At 57.8% G+C, this 16,906-nt stretch carries 15 protein-coding genes; 6 read left to right on the forward strand and 9 right to left on the reverse strand.

Annotation, left to right across the window (positions count from 1 at the left end):
- Positions 1 to 8: 8 nt before the first annotated feature.
- The 7 genes from rnd to ACCW71_RS06835 form a co-directional block, all read right to left on the reverse strand.
- Positions 9 to 1,130: a ribonuclease D gene (rnd, locus tag ACCW71_RS06805; RefSeq protein WP_436370373.1), complete on the reverse strand. Its 1,122-nt coding sequence runs from the start codon at positions 1,128 to 1,130 to the stop codon at positions 9 to 11.
- 98 nt (positions 1,131 to 1,228) lie between these two features.
- Entirely contained in the window at positions 1,229 to 2,905 is a 1,677-nt protein-coding gene (fadD, locus tag ACCW71_RS06810; RefSeq protein ID WP_436370375.1) for a long-chain-fatty-acid--CoA ligase FadD, read from the reverse strand.
- 205 nt (positions 2,906 to 3,110) lie between these two features.
- Positions 3,111 to 3,704 carry a Slp family lipoprotein gene (locus tag ACCW71_RS06815; protein WP_436370377.1) on the reverse strand — a complete coding sequence of 198 codons (594 nt, stop codon included), beginning with the start codon at positions 3,702 to 3,704 and terminating at the stop codon, positions 3,111 to 3,113.
- Between the two features lie 60 nt (positions 3,705 to 3,764).
- Positions 3,765 to 4,463, reverse strand: coding sequence for a tRNA (adenosine(37)-N6)-threonylcarbamoyltransferase complex dimerization subunit type 1 TsaB (gene tsaB / locus ACCW71_RS06820; protein WP_436370379.1), 699 nt, complete (start codon positions 4,461 to 4,463; stop codon positions 3,765 to 3,767).
- Positions 4,464 to 4,507: 44 nt separating this feature from the next.
- Complete coding sequence (locus tag ACCW71_RS06825) at positions 4,508 to 6,418, reverse strand: ATP-dependent DNA helicase (RefSeq protein ID WP_436370381.1); 1,911 nt, start codon at positions 6,416 to 6,418, stop codon at positions 4,508 to 4,510.
- 251 nt (positions 6,419 to 6,669) lie between these two features.
- Positions 6,670 to 7,407 carry a carbonic anhydrase gene (locus ACCW71_RS06830; RefSeq protein WP_436370382.1) on the reverse strand — a complete coding sequence of 246 codons (738 nt, stop codon included), beginning with the start codon at positions 7,405 to 7,407 and terminating at the stop codon, positions 6,670 to 6,672.
- Between the two features lie 635 nt (positions 7,408 to 8,042).
- Positions 8,043 to 8,210, reverse strand: coding sequence for a hypothetical protein (locus ACCW71_RS06835; protein ID WP_436370384.1), 168 nt, complete (start codon positions 8,208 to 8,210; stop codon positions 8,043 to 8,045).
- A 316-nt stretch (positions 8,211 to 8,526) separates the two neighbouring features.
- On the opposite strand from ACCW71_RS06835, the gene ACCW71_RS06840 reads away from it, so the two are divergent.
- Positions 8,527 to 8,886, forward strand: a complete 360-nt coding sequence (locus ACCW71_RS06840; protein ID WP_436370386.1) for a hypothetical protein — start codon at positions 8,527 to 8,529, stop codon at positions 8,884 to 8,886.
- Between the two features lie 62 nt (positions 8,887 to 8,948).
- Positions 8,949 to 9,293: a RidA family protein gene (locus ACCW71_RS06845; protein ID WP_436370388.1), complete on the forward strand. Its 345-nt coding sequence runs from the start codon at positions 8,949 to 8,951 to the stop codon at positions 9,291 to 9,293.
- A 12-nt stretch (positions 9,294 to 9,305) separates the two neighbouring features.
- On the opposite strand, the gene ACCW71_RS06850 is transcribed toward ACCW71_RS06845, so the two are convergent.
- Positions 9,306 to 9,497 (reverse strand): YoaH family protein, encoded by a 192-nt coding sequence (locus tag ACCW71_RS06850; protein ID WP_436370389.1) that lies wholly within the window; start codon positions 9,495 to 9,497, stop codon positions 9,306 to 9,308.
- Positions 9,498 to 9,607: 110 nt separating this feature from the next.
- Between ACCW71_RS06850 and pabB the strand changes: the two genes are divergently transcribed.
- From pabB to ACCW71_RS06870, 4 genes are all read left to right on the forward strand, one after another.
- A complete protein-coding gene (gene pabB, locus ACCW71_RS06855; RefSeq protein WP_436370390.1) occupies positions 9,608 to 10,987 on the forward strand; it encodes an aminodeoxychorismate synthase component 1 in 1,380 nt (459 codons plus the stop codon).
- The gene (locus tag ACCW71_RS06860; protein WP_436370391.1) at positions 10,971 to 11,534 is read left to right on the forward strand and encodes a CoA pyrophosphatase; all 564 of its coding nucleotides are present in this window, start codon (positions 10,971 to 10,973) and stop codon (positions 11,532 to 11,534) included. The genes pabB and ACCW71_RS06860 overlap by 17 nt, the downstream gene beginning before the upstream one ends.
- A gap of 185 nt (positions 11,535 to 11,719) precedes the next feature.
- Positions 11,720 to 13,084: an L-serine ammonia-lyase gene (locus ACCW71_RS06865; protein ID WP_436370393.1), complete on the forward strand. Its 1,365-nt coding sequence runs from the start codon at positions 11,720 to 11,722 to the stop codon at positions 13,082 to 13,084.
- Between the two features lie 225 nt (positions 13,085 to 13,309).
- Positions 13,310 to 14,884, forward strand: coding sequence for an EAL domain-containing protein (locus ACCW71_RS06870; protein ID WP_436370395.1), 1,575 nt, complete (start codon positions 13,310 to 13,312; stop codon positions 14,882 to 14,884).
- 112 nt (positions 14,885 to 14,996) lie between these two features.
- Here ACCW71_RS06870 and ACCW71_RS06875 read toward each other — a convergent pair whose 3' ends face one another.
- Positions 14,997 to 16,568, reverse strand: coding sequence for a TerC family protein (locus tag ACCW71_RS06875; protein ID WP_436370396.1), 1,572 nt, complete (start codon positions 16,566 to 16,568; stop codon positions 14,997 to 14,999).
- Positions 16,569 to 16,906: the final 338 nt, after the last annotated feature.

Here is a 16,906-nt window from a genome sequence, read left to right on the forward strand (position 1 = left end):
TTAACCGGTTAACCGCCCGCCAGAATCTCTTCAATGCCAGGTTTCAGCAGTTCGCCCCGCCATCCACTCAACAGCTCTGGCTGACGTCCCTGTGGCTTCAGGCCCCAGTAGTGGCTCAGTACCTGATTAATCTGACGTCGTGACGCCAGCAGCTCCTGACTGAACCCGCTCTGTTCGCTGACCTGCTGCACCAGCGCTTTCATCGCTTTAAATACCTGCTTGTAGCGCGGATAGTCGATCAGATTGCCGAGCGGATCCGGCAGATCGCCCTCCTCCAGCGCCTGCGCTTCAGCCACCAGCGCCACCAGCGTTTTACCGTGAAAGCGGATCTCATGCCCGGAAAGCCCCAGATGATCCAGCTCGCCCAGCGAACCCGGCATAAAGCGCGCCACCTTCCAGAGATGCTCTTCACGCACCACAAAGTTCACCGCCATATCCTTTTCCCGCGCCAGTTTCAGACGCCAGGCGGCCAGACGTTGCAGCGCGGCCAGCTGACGTGGCTGCAACTGCCAGGCGTTGGTAATGTCGCGCCACGCCTCTTCCGGTGCCACGCTCTCCAGCCGACGCTGACAGAGGTTGTCGCACTCGCTGAGCGCCGCCGCCATGTTACCCGCCTCTGCGGTATTCGCCATCAGCTGATGGGCGATGGGCAGCAGATAGTGCACATCCGCCGCCGCGTACTGGCACTGGCGTTCAGTCAGCGGACGCGCCAGCCAGTCGGTACGGGATTCACTTTTATCAAGCTCCACGCCGGTGAAATGGGCCACCATCGCGGCAAAGCCCCAGGAGAGCGGCTGACCGGAGAACGCTGCCAGAATCTGGGTGTCGATCATCGGGGCGGGCAGCACGCCGAAGCGATGCAGAAACACCTCCAGATCTTCGCCACCGGCATGCAGAAATTTGGTGACGGCGCTGTCGGTCAGCAGCGCGATAAAGGGGGACCAGTCGCGGATGTTCAGCGGGTCAATCAGCACCAGCTGCTCGCTGTCGAACAGCTGGATCAGGCCCAGCTGTGGGTAGTAGGTACGGGTGCGGACAAATTCGGTATCCAGTGCCACCGCCTGATGCTGGCGCGCTTTCTGACACACGTCTGCCAGCTGATCGTCCTGGTCGATAAGGGAATAATTCACGTCTGATTTTCACCGCAGCCAACAACGCGCGGCGCTCCATGTTAAAAACAATAAAAACGCCGGACATGCCGGCGTTCAACCTCAATTCTTATCCAGGCTTAGTTTGCGCCGGATTTCACTTCGTCGCGCAGTTCGCGTCGCAAAATTTTACCCACATTGGTTTTGGGTAACTCCTCCCGAAACTCAATGATTTTCGGCACCTTGTAACCGGTGAGCTGACGGCGACAGTGGTCGAGCAGCTCCTCTTTGGTCAGCGTGGCATCTTTTTTGACGATGCAGGCTTTCACCGCCTCACCCGATAGATCGCTGGGTACCCCGATTGCCGCCGCTTCCCGCACTTTGGGATGCTGCATCAGCACATCTTCGATTTCATTCGGGTAGACATTAAAACCTGACACCAGAATCATATCTTTTTTGCGATCGACAATGCGAATAAAGCCTTCCGGGTCAACGGTAACAATATCACCGCTGTGGAGCCAGCCATTTTTCAGCACCTCCGCCGTGGCCTCCGGGTGCTGCCAGTAGCCCGCCATCACCTGCGGACCACGAATGCAGAGTTCGCCCGGCTGACCCGGCGGCACATCATCACCGTTGTCATCAACAATCCGCACGTCGGTTGAGGGAACCGGCAGGCCAATGCTGCCGGTGTGGCAGCTGATGTCATAAGGATTGACCGAAACCAGCGGCGAACACTCCGTCAGCCCGTATCCTTCCAGCAGATAGTGGCCGGTCAGCTTTTCCCAGCGCTCGGCCACCGCTTTCTGCACCGCCATACCGCCACCGGCGGAGAGGCGCAGCGTAGAGAAGTCGAGCTTTGTGAACTGCTCATCGTTCAGCAGGGCGTTAAACAGCGTATTGACCCCGGTGATGGCGGTAAACGGGAACTTCGCCAGCTCTTTAACAAAGCCCGGAATGTCACGCGGGTTGGTGATCAGTAAATTCTGTCCACCCAGCTCCAGAAACAGCAGGCCGTTAACCGTCAGGGCGAAGATGTGATAAAGCGGCAGCGCCGTCACCACGCACTCTTTGCCGTCGCGCAGCAGTTTGCCGTAGGTCGCGCGGGTCTGCTCAAGATTGGCCTGCATGTTACGGTGGGTCAGCATCGCCCCTTTCGCCACGCCGGTGGTGCCGCCGGTATATTGCAGGAAGGCGATGTCATCATTCGAGACGCGGGGACGCTGATAAGAGAGCGTTGCCCCGACATCCAGCACCTGACGAAACGAGATCGCCCCCGGCAGGTGATACTTAGGCACCAGCCGTTTGACATATTTGACCACAAAGTTAACCAGCGTCGCCTTGACCGGCGCCAGCTGATCGCCCATCCGGGTCAGAATGACATGTTTTACCGCGGTTTCCGCCACCACTTTTTCCAGGGTATGGGCAAAGTTAGAGACAATGACGATGGCGCTGGCCCCGCTGTCATTAAGCTGATGCTTCAGCTCACGCGGAGTATAAAGTGGGTTGACGTTGACCACCACCATACCCGCCCGCAGCACACCAAACAGCGCTACCGGATATTGCAGTAAGTTGGGCATCATCAGCGCCACCCGATCGCCCGCCCGGAGTCCCAGCTGATGTTGCAGGTAGGCGGCAAAGGCGCGGCTCTTCTCTTCCAGCTGGCGATAGGTCATCTTCTGACCCATGTTCCAGAATGCAGGTTGATCGGCATAACGTTTTGCGGCCTGCTCAAACAGATCAACCAGCGAGGTATAACGATCTGCACTTATTTCGGCAGGCACATCTGCCGGGTAGCGTTTCAGCCAAACCTTATTCAAGGATCCACCCCGATAATCATGTTGTATTTCCATCGCTGCCTCAGCCAACCTGGTTTGTTAACAATATTTTAACTGATTGTACCAGTTTGCTTATTTCGGCATGTTGAGGTTGCGAAGTGCATCACTAAATTTCGTGCTGCTAAAACAGACAAAGAAAAGCCCGGCCGCGATCACCGCTACCGGGCTGAATAAACGACGCTCAGCATCATTCGGTCAGAATGGTCTGCTCCTGCATCGGACCGCCATTATACATTCCCCAGTAGGGATTGGGACCCCAGTAGCCGCCATGACGACGGGTGGGTCCATACCAGATCCAGGGATCCATCGGCTGCGGCGGCGCTATCACCTGGCGGGTCTCCTGCCAGCGCTGATAGCCGCGGACATCGATCACCAGGAATTTATAATTCGCCTCACCAATTTTGCCCTCTTCGGTGCCTTTGAGGGTACCCAGCACCGTGACATACTGGTTTTTCACATCAATCGGATCGACGAAGCCGTGAATATCGGCATAAATCCGCCCGACGGATGCGGCACCCAGTCGCGGCCTGGCGCTCTCATCCAGCGGCTGCGCCGCAATCTCCAGCCGGGTTTTGCCGTTGAGATTGATGACGTTGACCACTTTGCCGCCAAATCGCGACTCCTGGCCGACGTAGATCGCCGGGTCGCTCATCACCCGCAACAGATCCTGCTGCGGCTGCGGCGAACTGCCCTGGAGCGTCTCTGGAATGGAAACGCAGCCAGTTAAAACCAGTGTACAGGCCAGCAACAGACCTGAAAGCCCTTTACCGCACATTGACATACATGTTCTCCCGTTAGGTAAAGGATTAGACTGGACCGATAACAATAAGTTGCGTGCCGTTTACCGGCCTGGCAACTTTTTCCATGCCACTTCATTACGCAGGTAGGTGGGCTCCGCGGTTTCCGGCGACCGCGTGTTGCCCTGCGCCAGCGCGATAACCGCCAGCGGCAGCATATCCTGCGCGGCGGGCAGCGTCACCTCACTGGCGGTTAAGTGCAGAGCATGTCCCTGCTGGAGCAGCGGATGAGCCTGCCAGCCGGTGCCAGCGGTCATCCAATCCCCCGAGAGCGCCTGCATCCGCGCCTGGGCCGCTTCCGGTGACAGTACGCTTTCCGTGGCTTCACCCTGCCAGACGCCCTGCTCATCGCGCTGATACTCGGCCCAGTAGACTTCGCCCATGCGCGCATCAATCGCTGTCAGCACCCGGGTTGCGCCATGCAGACGCCAGGCCCCTTCAGCCAGCGTCGCCAGGGTCGAGATACCCATCATCGGCAGCGATGCGCCCAGCGCCAGCCCCTGCGCAATACCAATACCGATCCGCACGCCGGTAAAACTGCCGGGACCGCGGCCAAAGGCGAGCGCGTCCAGCTGCGTAAGTTCAAGCTGCCCGGCCAGTAAGAGCTCTTCCACCAGCGGTAAAATGCGCTGGGTATGATCGCGCGGGGCGATCTCAAACCGGGCATCAATCTGTTGCTGATTCAGCAACGCGGCTGAACAGGCTTCTGTCGCCGTATCCAGCGCTAATATTCGGGCTGACATGACCACCTCAGAACAATGAAAACGGGGCGCATCTTAACATAAAATCAGGCTTGCGGTGGCTGACGTATAAAGTCGATAGCGCGGGCAATATCCCGGGTGCGCGGCGTCGGCGGCAGGCTGTTGAGAAACAGCGCGCCATAGGGACGTGACACCAGGCGCTGGTCGCAGATCACCAGCACGCCGCGATCGTCGGTGTCGCGGATCAGTCGCCCGACGCCCTGCTTCAGGGTGATCACCGCGTCCGGCAGCTGCACCTCCGCAAAGGGATCGCCGCCGCGGATCCGGCAATCTTCCATTCTGGCTTTCAGCAGCGGATCTTCCGGGGAGGTAAATGGCAGCTTATCGATAATCACCAGCGACAGCGCATCCCCCCGCACGTCGACCCCTTCCCAGAAACTGCTGGTCGCCACCAGCAGCGCGTTGCCCTTCTCAATAAACTGTTTCAGCAGCTGGCCTTTGCTGGTTTCGCCCTGCACCAGCACCGGCAGCGTCATTGAGGCGCGGAACTCCGCGGCCAGTTCACGCATCATCAGATGTGAGGTACAGAGGAAAAAGCAGCGGCCTTTGTTGGCATCAATCAGCGGCTTCATCATCGCCGCCAGCCGACGGGCGCCGCCCGGACGGTTAGGTTCCGGCAGGTTGCGCGGTACGCAGAGCAGCGCCTGACTGGCGAAATCAAACGGGCTGTTGAGGATCAGACTTTTGGCGGCGTTGACTCCCAGCCGCTCAGCAAAGTGCTCCATCTTCTCGTTCACCGCCAGCGTGGCGGAGGTGAAGATCCAGGCGGCTTTGCGGTTATCCATCACTTCACGAAAACGTTCCGCGACCGAGAGCGGCGTCAGCGCCAGAATAAAGTGGCGTGAAGTACACTCATACCAGTAGCTGTAGCCCGGTTCGTTAATCGCCCGTAGCCGTTTCAGCCGGCCCCGATAGAGTGCGGCCCGTTCAAACGCCGCGTCCAGCAGAGCGGAGCGTCCCAGCGAGAGTTTGATCACGTCGTAACAGAGTTCCAGCGCATCATCCAGCAGGGTAAACATCCGCAGAATAGCGTTGTCGCTCAGCAGTTCACGCAGATTACCGCGATAGCCAGGATCGCCTAACGACAGGCGGAAATCCTGCGCGCACTGCGCCAGGCGATCGGCCGATTTCTGCAACTGCTGGGCATCCCGCACTTCGGTGCGGTAGGCGGTAATAATGTCTTTGGCGAGGTCCAGCAGCTGGCGGCTGGAGAGCTGCTGACCGAAATACTGGCTGGCAATATCGGGCAACTGATGCGCTTCATCGAAGATCATCACATCAGCTTCGGGGATCAGCTCGCCAAAACCGCCCTCTTTCACCACCAGATCGGCGAGGAACAGATGGTGGTTAACCACCACCACATCGGCATCCATTGCACGCTTACGCGCCCTGACCACAAAGCACTCTTTGTAGCGCGGGCAGTCGGTGCCGAGGCAGTTATCGTTGGTACTGGTGACCAGCGGCCAGATCGGGCTCTCTTCAGTGACGCCCGCACAGCTGCTGATGTCGCCATCTTCGGTCTGAGAGGACCAGCTGCGCAGCGTCACCAGATCGGTGAGTGCCTGTGCGGTGAGATCGCCGCCCGCCATCGACTGCTGCTCCATGCGCTCCAGGCAAAGATAGTTGGAGCGCCCTTTGAGTAACGCGGTTTTACCTTTGAATTTTAACGCCTTGATCATGGTGGGCAGATCGCGGCCATAGAGCTGGTCCTGTAACGCTTTAGAGCCGGTCGAGACGATCACCTTCTTACCCGCCCGCAGCGCGGGGGCCAGATAAGCGTAGGTTTTGCCGGTGCCGGTGCCCGCCTCAACCACCAGTTCTCCCTGCTGTTCTACGGCCTGGGAGACCGCCTGCGCCATCTCACGTTGTGCTTCGCGCGGCTTAAAGCCCGCGATAGCCAGCGCCAGCGCGCCATCGACTGCAAAATCGTCTGCCACATACCCTCACATAGAACGGCGAAAACACTGTAATTATGTCAGTATTAGATCCACAAAGCAAAATGGTTAACTATCAATAATTTAGCATTTTTGATATGCCACCCGGCGCAGCGGTTTCAGCTGCGAAAAATCACCGCTGACAGACGCGAAATAGCGGTGTACGGCGCTTTGACGGGAGTGAATGATGAAGCCGATACGCCCGCAGGCGTATCGGAGGGGAACAGAGTTAAACAGAGGAGAAAAAGCGGAAATTACTGAACAATCATCCGGCCGTTCAGATGTTGCAGCGGACGATTATTGGTGGTTTTCAGAGCCTGTTTAAAGGCGTCAAGCTGCGCCTGCGACAGGGTGACCGGCTGTTTCAGCACCAGCCAGCGGATGCCTTCGCTACAGGGTGGCGTGGTCAGGGAGCCGCTAAAACGATAATAGTGCAGATCTTGCGGGAAAAGTGCGCGCAGGTCGACCTCATGGTCAATTTTCACCTGCTGATTTTCCTGCTTCGGCATGGCGGCGATCAAAGGTGCCAGCGCCGGGTTCTCTTTACCCAGCTCAAACATCACCGCCACTACGGCCAGGTCGCCATCCTCTTTGCTGTGAACAAAGTGTGCTTCCAGAGGGAAGGTGCGGCCATCGATCTGGTTTTCACTCGGGGTATGAAAGTGATACTGACGCAGGGTGAACTTTTCACCATCCAGTACAAAATCATCCTCTTCATTTACCGTCACCTGAATGGTATGACCATTATTGATTACGCTTTCCGCAGCGGTGCGATATTCCAGATCCAGCGGCTGTAAATGACCTTCTATCGCATGGGTAATATTGATCGGTGACTGAGACTTACCTTCATGGCAGACATGGAAATCACGGGTCAGTTCGCTCCAGTGCTCTGGTCCGGCTTTGCCTTCATAGGTCCAGTGCGGCGTCGCGGCACCGGCCATGCTGATTGTTGACAGCGCCATCGCCAGAGTTAACATCCTCATTGTTTTCATTTTATTCCTGCTTAATAACGTCATTTGAGGCGGGAATAATATTCCTCCTCTGTTAACATCGGCAAGATGACGAAATGCGAAGACTTAAAAACGGCGGGAATAAAGAGTTCATAATCTCAATTGATGTTAATTTAATTAACACGCTTCACGATTAGGGTTTATTTCGCGGATGAGGATCGCACCTTTCGGCCAACCTTTATATAACGATGACGCTTAGTGGCTTATTTTATTCACGACCTGAACGCGAAAGGCCGTCAGAGAGCAAATAACAGCGGTGATCAGGGCCATAGGCCGTGATGGGGGGCAGAAACCGCAAAACTGCGCGACCGGCAGTTTTGCGGCGAAACGCTTGACAGCGTCTTAGCAGATGAGGCTGGTGAGTCTAGACATCCCTTTCTGACGGATCCTCTTCTTCGTCCTCTTCTTCATCCTCAGGATAGATCTCAGCGTCATCGGGCAGCGGTTCATCGTAATCAGGACGTTCAGACATAATTACCTCCGGTGATAAATAGCACTACTGCTATTTCATCTGAGCATAGTTAACCGCGCTCGCCGGACGCACACTTTCCCTCTGAAGTGTGAGCTAAGCGTGAAATAATTGTAATGTCCTGCAAGGGTCGCGACCTGATGCGACGTCAGAGATGAAGATAGAGCGCACCCGCCAGCATAATGATAAACAGAACAGCGAAGGTGATGAATCCCTGCTTAGTGCCACGTGACAACCCGACAAAGGCGGAAACCACAATAAACAGCAGCGTCAGCGCGCCCGCCATCACCCAAAAAAGATACTGCGTATTACCCATGCCTGAATCCTCATTCTTTAGCGCAATTTTTTCGCTGTTTTATAACATTTTTTTGTCCGGCGCGCCCTCACTTCTCCCGGCGTGACGACGTTTTGCCCGCGCCCGCTGAGCCGGGGCGATCCCGCCAGTGTGATGCAGCTATCAAATGCAGCAGATGGCAGCGAGGAAATAAACGCACGGTTTATAATGATTAAACTGGCTTATCTCTGGGATGTGGCAGTGACGAGCTGAGGTGCTGAGACGGGGTGAGCGGTTATTCCGGCTGAACCGATCAGAGGGTATGAACCCGACTGCCTGACTCAGGCGGAGGAACGCTATGAATCTTTTCCGCATCAGCACCCTGGCCGGCATACTGCTGCTTTGTGGCTGCCAGGCTCCCACGCCCGACCAGACCCGTCAGCAGCCGCCACTGTTTCAGGGGCAGAGCCTTCGCACCGCCCCCCAGCTCAGCGACTGTATCTCTCGCGGCTGGTCTGCCACTCAGGTGGTTGCCCAGGATACCACCACCCATACTCAGCCTGACGGCGACCAGATCAGCGTCTTTACCTGGGAGGATTCTATCTTTGCCGACGTTTCCCCGCAGCGGAAAGGCGCTGATGTGAAGTTTTTCACCACCTTCAGGATGGCCCCACAGGTGATAGCTGATCGGGAGGGGATTGTTAAACGCTGCCTGTAGAGTGGATGACAGCGGTGTCAGGATTGTGCCAGGCTAATGCGCAACTAATCAGGGAGAAAACGATGAGCATTACCCGTATTGATCCAGAACACCGCATGTCCGAAGCCGTCATTCACAACGACACCATCTATTATACCAGCGTGCCAGAGAATCTGGACGCCGACACCGAAGCGCAGACCGCCAACGCGCTGGCGGTAATTGATGCCATACTGACGCGGCTCGGCAGCGATAAAAGTAAAATTCTTGATGCGACGCTGTTTCTGGTGGACAAGGCCGATCTGCCCGCCATGAACCGCGCCTGGGACGCCTGGGTCTCGCCCGGCAACGCGCCGGTGCGCTGCACGGTTCAGGCCGCATTGATGAACCCGAAGTACCGGGTTGAGATTAAAATCATCGCCGCACGCTAATCACGCCGGGCGCTACGCCTCTTCGTCCTCTTCGTCGTCGTCGAAAAGCGCCCGAATCTGTTCACCCTTGTGAGTCTGTCGAATTTCCTGCGCCACCTGGGCGATCGCTTCACCACTCGACAGTCCACCCGCCATTAGCTCCTGAATCCGCTCGACGGCCTGCTGTTGCTGCTCATGAGAGAGAGCCGGTAATCCTATAAACATGTTTCACTCCTGCTTTGGGCCGGACAGTATCCCACGCCGAACAAACAGGTGCCAGTCAGGAAAAAATATGTCAGTCTGACCGCCTCTTTGCTCTCTGATTTCTCTGCCCGATGATTGTAGAAACCCTCAGCCTTGATTATACCCCGGACGCGACTGAACAGCGTTTCGCCGCCCTTGCCCATCTGCCCTGGGCGATGCTGCTCTCCTCCGGTCATGCCGATCACAGTGATACCCGCTTTGATATTCTGACCGCCGATCCGCGCACCACCCTGGTTACGCGCGGGGCGGTGACAACCCTCCACAGCGCCGGCGGCACGGTTGAATCCACTGCCGATCCGCTGCTTCTGGTGCAGCAGCAGTGTAATGCGCTGGGCATCAGGCCCGCCGCCAATGCCAGCCTGCCGTTTCAGGGCGGTGCGCTGGGTCTGTTTGGTTACGATCTCGGCCGCCGCTTTGAATCCCTGCCGCAGCAGGCCGCCGCCGATCTCACCACGCCGGATATGGCCGTAGGAATCTATGACTGGGCATTAATCGCCGACCACCAGCAGCAGACCCTGACGCTGGTGGCGTTGCAGGATGTGCAGGGCCGCGCCGCCTGGCTGGCGCAATGGCCCGACCGCCATCCTGAACCTTTTTCACTCACCAGCCGCTGGCAGGCGAATCTGAGCTATGCGGAGTATGCCGCGCGGTTTGCCGCGGTGCAGGCTTACATTCAGGCGGGTGACTGCTATCAGGTTAACCTCGCGCAGCGTTTTCAGGCGGGTTACCAGGGCGATGAGTGGCAGGCGTTCTGTGCGCTGAACGCCGCCAACCGCGCCCCGTTCAGCGCCTTTCTGCGTCTGCCCGACAGCGTGATCCTTAGCCTGTCGCCAGAGCGCTTTCTGTCGCTGAATGAAAAACAGATCGAGACCCGCCCGATTAAAGGCACCCGTCCGCGCTGCGCCGATCCGGTTGCTGATGCGCAGCAGGCTGAGTCGCTGCGTCTTGCTGAGAAGGATCGCGCTGAGAACCTGATGATTGTCGATTTGCTGCGTAACGACATTGGCCGCGTGGCGCTGCCTGGCTCCGTCAGCGTTCCGCAGCTGTTTGCGGTAGAGCCCTTCCCCGCGGTTCATCATCTGGTGAGTACGGTACGGGCTGAACTGCCCGCCGCTCTGCAAGCGACCGATCTGCTGCGCGCCTGTTTCCCTGGCGGCTCGATCACCGGCGCCCCGAAGATTCGGGCGATGGAGATTATTGATGAGCTGGAGCCGCAGCGCCGCAATGCCTGGTGTGGCAGCATCGGCTATCTCAGTCTGTGTGGCCGGATGGATAGCAGCATCACCATCCGTACCCTGATTGCGGAAGGTCAGCAGCTCTACTGCGCCGCAGGCGGCGGTATCGTGGCGGACAGTGATATGGCGGCGGAGTATCAGGAAACGCTGGATAAAGTCAGCCGGATTTTACCGGCGCTGGAACAGATGGGAGGGGCAGATGGCGCTGACGCTTGACGCCTTCCGCAGCCGGTTTCTGTTACAGCAGCCGGCACGCAGCAGCCAGCGGTTGTCGGGTCGTCATGCCGCGGTGCTGGTGCCGGTTGTAGCGCGGCCTGAGCCGGGGTTGCTACTGACCCAGCGCTCCCGCGCCCTGCGTAAACATGCCGGACAGGTGGCCTTTCCTGGCGGGATGCAGGATGAGACTGACAGCTCTCTGATCGCCACTGCGCTGCGCGAGGCGCAGGAAGAGGTCGGCATCGATCCGCAGCAGGTCGAGGTGCTGGGCGCGCTGCCTGCGGTCACCAGCAGCACCGGCTTTCAGGTCACGCCGGTGCTGGCCATCATTCCGGCCGATCTGCGGTTAGCGCTCAATCCCGATGAGGTCAGCAGCGCCTTTGAGATGCCGCTCGCCGAGGCGTTACAGCTCAGCCGCTACAGCGCGCTGGAGGTGCATCGCGCCGGGGTGCGGCATCCGGTCTGGCTGTCACGCTATCAGGATTACCTGGTCTGGGGCATGACCGCCGGGATCATCCGCTCGCTGAGTGAGCAGATCGCCTTTTAAACCTCGCTTTGCTTATTTCCTGTTCATCAGCGGCCAGCACCCGGTCTGGCTGCGCTATAATTTTTTCTATCGGTTTTGATAAGTTTATTTCATGCGAAAAGCTGCTCTTTTCCGGTGCATGACCATTACTATTAGCGCCATAAACTGCCCCGGCAGACTGATAATAATTGTGAGGAGTGTCACCTGTGATTAGTGTTTTCGACATGTTCAAAGTGGGCATTGGCCCATCAAGTTCGCACACTGTTGGCCCGATGAAAGCGGGGAAACAGTTTGTGGATTTGCTGTGCGAACAGGGAAAGCTACAGGATGTGACCCGGATTGCGGTTGATGTCTACGGTTCGCTCTCGTTAACCGGTAAAGGCCACCACACCGATATTGCCATTATTATGGGTCTGGCGGGCGAATCACCCGACACGGTAGATATTGATGCCATTCCCGCTTTTATTAAAGATGTTGAGCAGCGTGAGCGCCTGTTGCTGGCCAACGGCGCGCATGAGGTCGATTTCCCGCGCGAAGGCGGCATGGTGTTTCGCAGTGAAAACCTTTCGCTGCATGAAAACGGCCTGCGTCTGCTGGCCTTTGCTGGTGACCTGCTGATCCTCTCCAAAACCTACTATTCGGTGGGCGGCGGTTTTATTGTCGATGAAGAGCATTTTGGTCAGTCGGCGCTGGACGAAGTCTCTGTGCCCTGGCCGTTCCACTCCGCCAAAGAGCTGCTGGCGCACTGCCGTGAAACCGGCCTCTCGCTGTCGGGACTGGTGATGAAGAATGAGCTGGCTCTGCACAGCCGCGATCAAATCCACGCCTACTTCACCACCATCTGGCAGACGATGCAGGCCTGTATCGATCGCGGCCTGAATACCGAAGGCGTGCTGCCCGGACCGCTACGGGTGCCGCGTCGCGCCGCCTCGCTGCGCCGGCTGCTGACCTCCTCCAACAAGCACTCCAGCGATCCGATGATCGTCATCGACTGGATCAATATGTACGCACTGGCGGTTAACGAAGAGAACGCCGCGGGCGGCCGGGTGGTGACCGCACCGACCAACGGCGCCTGTGGCATCGTCCCTGCGGTGCTGGCTTACTACGATCACTTTATCGAACCGGTGACGCCCGATATTTTTCTGCGCTATTTCCTCGCCTCCGGCGCGATCGGCGTGCTGTATAAAATGAACGCTTCGATCTCCGGGGCCGAGGTGGGCTGTCAGGGGGAAGTGGGTGTCGCCTGCTCCATGGCGGCGGCGGGTCTGGCGGAGCTGCTGGGCGGCAGCCCGGAGCAGGTCTGCGTGGCGGCGGAAATTGGTATGGAGCATAACCTCGGTCTGACCTGCGATCCGGTGGCCGGTCAGGTTCAGGTGCCCTGCATTGAGCGCAACGCCATCGCCTCGGTGAAGGCAATCAACGCGGCGCGCATGGCGCTGCGCCGCACCAGCGAGCCGCGCGTCTCGCTGGATAAAGTGATCGAGACGATGTATGAAACCGGCAAAGATATGAACGCCAAATATCGGGAAACCTCCCGGGGTGGTCTGGCGATCAAAGTGCAGTGCGATTAACCGACACGCCCGAATGTTTAAATAACGTGCAAACGTAAGAAAATCCGTCTCCTGCGCTATCTCAGCGCAGGTTTAAACGGTAGAGTGATTTCCGCGCAGCCGTCCGGTCTGCGCCGCTTTTCCAGACCCGCTTTTCTGCATCCCGGCCTCAATATTGACCTGGCCGTGCCGATATTAACCCCGTTAATTTTTGCTTTTTCTGGCTTTTTGGGAAGGTGGATACTGATGTTTATGGCCCGGCCATTTGTTGGACAATTCAGACGCAAGCGTTTGCTGATCGCCCTGTTCATCGCCAGCGTGGTGCTTGTTCTGACGCTGGCCTTTCGCTATTTCGAAGAGAAGTCACGTATCGAACAGCAGGCGATGGATTTTGCCGACAAGGCCATTTCGCGCTTTGACCGGATGTTTTCGCCACTTGAGGTCTCAGCCAATAATATGCTGGGGCTGGTGGGCGTTTCCTGTAATCAGGTGCGTTTCCCGCTGATTGAAAAAATCTCCACCCTGCAAACTGTCCGGGCGATCCTGCTGGTGGATGACGATAATCTCTACTGCTCCAGTGTCTATGGCCCGCGCGCCATTCCCTTTAGTCAGACTTACCCCGACCTGGCCTTTAACGGCCAGCGTATGACGCTCGCCACCGATCAATACCTGCTGAAAGGCTCCCCGGTGCTGTTGCTCTGGACGCCGAAGAGCCTGAACAACCGCGCCGGCATTTTGCAGGTGATTAACATTGAAATGATGAGTAATTATCTGCTGGAGCCGCAGCTGCCGTGGGTGGAGCGTGCCGTGTTTAATGTCAACGGTGAGAGCCTGGAGTATGGCAACCCGCTGATTGAACCCACGCAGCCATCCGAGGATGAAGTGAGCTATGAACAGGGCTCGCTGCGTTATCCCTTTACCCTGACGCTGTATGGCCCATCGCCGACGCGGCTGGCGCTGAACACCCTGCCCTCACAGCTGCCGCTGGCGCTGCTGCTCAGTTTGCTGATGGGCTATATCGTCTGGCTGGCCACCGCCAATCGCATGAGTCTGAGCTGGCAGATCAGCTATGGCATCACGGCAAACGAGTTTATGGTCTATTGCCAGCCGCTGATTAATGGCAAAAGCGGCGAGTGCGACGGGATAGAGCTGCTGCTGCGCTGGCATAACGCCCGTCAGGGCTGGATTGCACCGGATGTCTTTATCCCGCTGGCGGAGCGTCAGAATCTGATCCGGCCGCTGACGCGCTTTGTGCTGAATGAGGTGGTGCGCCAGCTGCCGCAGTTACCGGATGACCCCGCTTTTCATATCGCCGTTAATGTCGCTGCCAGCCATTTCCGGGACCGCGCCATTCTTGAGGATTTGCAGAATATCTGGTGGCCCGCGAACCCGGTGCCGACCCTGATTGTGGAGTTAACTGAACGCGACGCGCTGCCGGTGGTCGATCAGCGGGTGATTACCCAGCTGCATGAGATTGGCGTCAGGCTGGCGATTGATGATTTTGGCACTGGCCACAGTTCGCTCTCCTATCTGAAAGATCTCCAGCCCGACGTGCTGAAAATTGACAAGATTTTCACCGCCGCCATCGGGACCGACGCGATTAACGCCACGGTGACCGATATGGTCATTTCGCTGGCCCAGCGTCTGAATATCAGCCTGGTGGCCGAAGGGGTGGAAACCGCTGAGCAGGCGGCCTACCTGCGCGAGCGCGGCGTGGATCATTTGCAGGGATACTATTATGCCCGGCCGATGCCGCTGGGCGCGTTTCCGGCGTGGCTGGCGCAGCATCGCGGAGAGGCCATACCGGAAGAGATCGCCTGAAGCGGCGGCTCTGCCCGCCTCTGCGCAGCGCGCGTGACGCAGAAATGAAAACAGCCGCGCCATACCGGCCGCGGCTGTCAGGGAGAGGCTGGCGCAAGGCGCGCCTGCCCGGTTACTCCTCTTCGTCGTCGTGCGGCTTATCTTTGGTAACCCGCACCAGATCGATGCGGTAATCGGTCGCCTCGATAATCTGGAAGTGCAGCGGCGTAATATCAATCACATCACCGGGCAGCGGTAATTGCCCCTTCTGTGCAATCAGCAGTCCCGCCAGCGAAGCGTGATCCTCATTGGGATCAACCAGCTCATGGAAATCGAGCAGCTGTTGCAGCGAGTGCAGATCGGTGCCGCCCTTCACTAACCAGCCATCGCCATCCGCAATGATGTCCGGGGTTTCATCTTCATCCGGGAACTCACCCGCGATCGCTTCCAGCACGTCCAGCGGGGTAATTAAGCCCTGCACCACGCCAAACTCATTGGTGACAATCACAAAGCTGCCTTTGGCCCGGCGCAGCACGCCTAGCAGGTTGATTGGGTCGAGCGTCTCCGGCACCACAATGGTCGGGGTACTCGCCGCGAACGTCGCCACATCAACGCCATGATCCAGCGCCACCAGCAGCTCTTTGGCGCGCACCACGCCGATGATCTCATCCAGTTCACCGCGACACACCGGGAACAGGCTGTGCGGCGTGTCGAGCAGCTGGTCGCGGATTTCATCGACCGGCCGATGGGCGTCCACCCAGGAGATTTCCCCGCGCGGCGTCATGATGCTGCGGATCGAACGGGAAGCCAGCGTCAGCACCCCGTTGATCATGTAACGCTCTTCATCTTTAAACGCTTCCTGCGGCATCGCTTCCGTCAGGGCGGACTCTTCGCCGCCGCTGTTATTGCTGGCTGTCTGGGCGCGGTTACGCCCTCCCATCAGCCGCAGAATCGCCTCCGCGGTGCGCTCACGCATCGGACGGTGCGACTGATGGCGAATAAAGTTACGCCGCGCAATCTGGTTAAACAGCTCGATCAGAATCGAGAAGCCAATCGCCGCGTAGAGGTAGCCTTTAGGAATATGGAAACCAAAGCCTTCCGCCACCAGCGACAGGCCGATCATCAGCAGGAAGCTCAGGCAGAGCACCACCACGGTAGGGTGCGCGTTAACAAAGTTGGTTAACGGCTTCGAGGCGAGCAGCATCACGCCCATCGCTATCACCACCGCGGTCATCATTATCGGCAGATGGTTGACCATCCCCACGGCGGTAATCACCGCATCCAGCGAGAAGACCGCGTCCAGCACCACAATCTGCGTCACCACCGCCCAGAAACTGGCATAGCCGCGATTGGCGGAGCCGTCGAGCTGCCGGTTCTCCAGCCTTTCGTGCAGTTCCATCGTGGCCTTAAACAGCAGAAACAGACCGCCCGCCAGCAGAATTAAATCACGACCGGCAAAGCTGAAACCGCCTACGCTAAACAGAGGTGTGGTCAGCGTGACCATCCATGAGATCAGCGACAGCAGCCCCAGTCGCATCACCAGCGCCAGCGACAGGCCGATGATGCGCGCTTTATCGCGCTGTTTCGGCGGCAGTTTGTCGGCCAGGATAGCGATAAACACCAGGTTATCAATACCCAGTACGATTTCCAGTACCACAAGCGTCAGCAGACCCGCCCAGATTGAGGGGTCGAATAAAAATTCCATTAGTGACTCCTGAACAGGGAAAAGCGTGAGCCGTCAGCTAACCGCGCAACGAGGCGTGGCAGGCGGGCAGTAGGGAAAGAAGTGGAAACGCCGTCAGGCGATAGGTGATGCGCCAGCAGAGGCAAATAACAGAATAAGCGACGTCGGTGACGATCCATAAAGGTGGGCTGAAGCCCGTTACTCCTGAGTAATAAACAGAACGTTAATGTATCAGGTGGGCGATTTGCGTCAAAAAATTTTCTTATTTTTACAATTTGCCGCAGAGATGATCCGGCGCATAAAAAAGGTCGCTGACTTCATCAGCCGCTGAATAGGAGACAGCCATCACAAAATTTATT

It is taken from the genome of Pantoea sp. C2G6 (genome assembly GCF_051336815.1).
Lineage (GTDB): Bacteria > Pseudomonadota > Gammaproteobacteria > Enterobacterales > Enterobacteriaceae > Pantoea.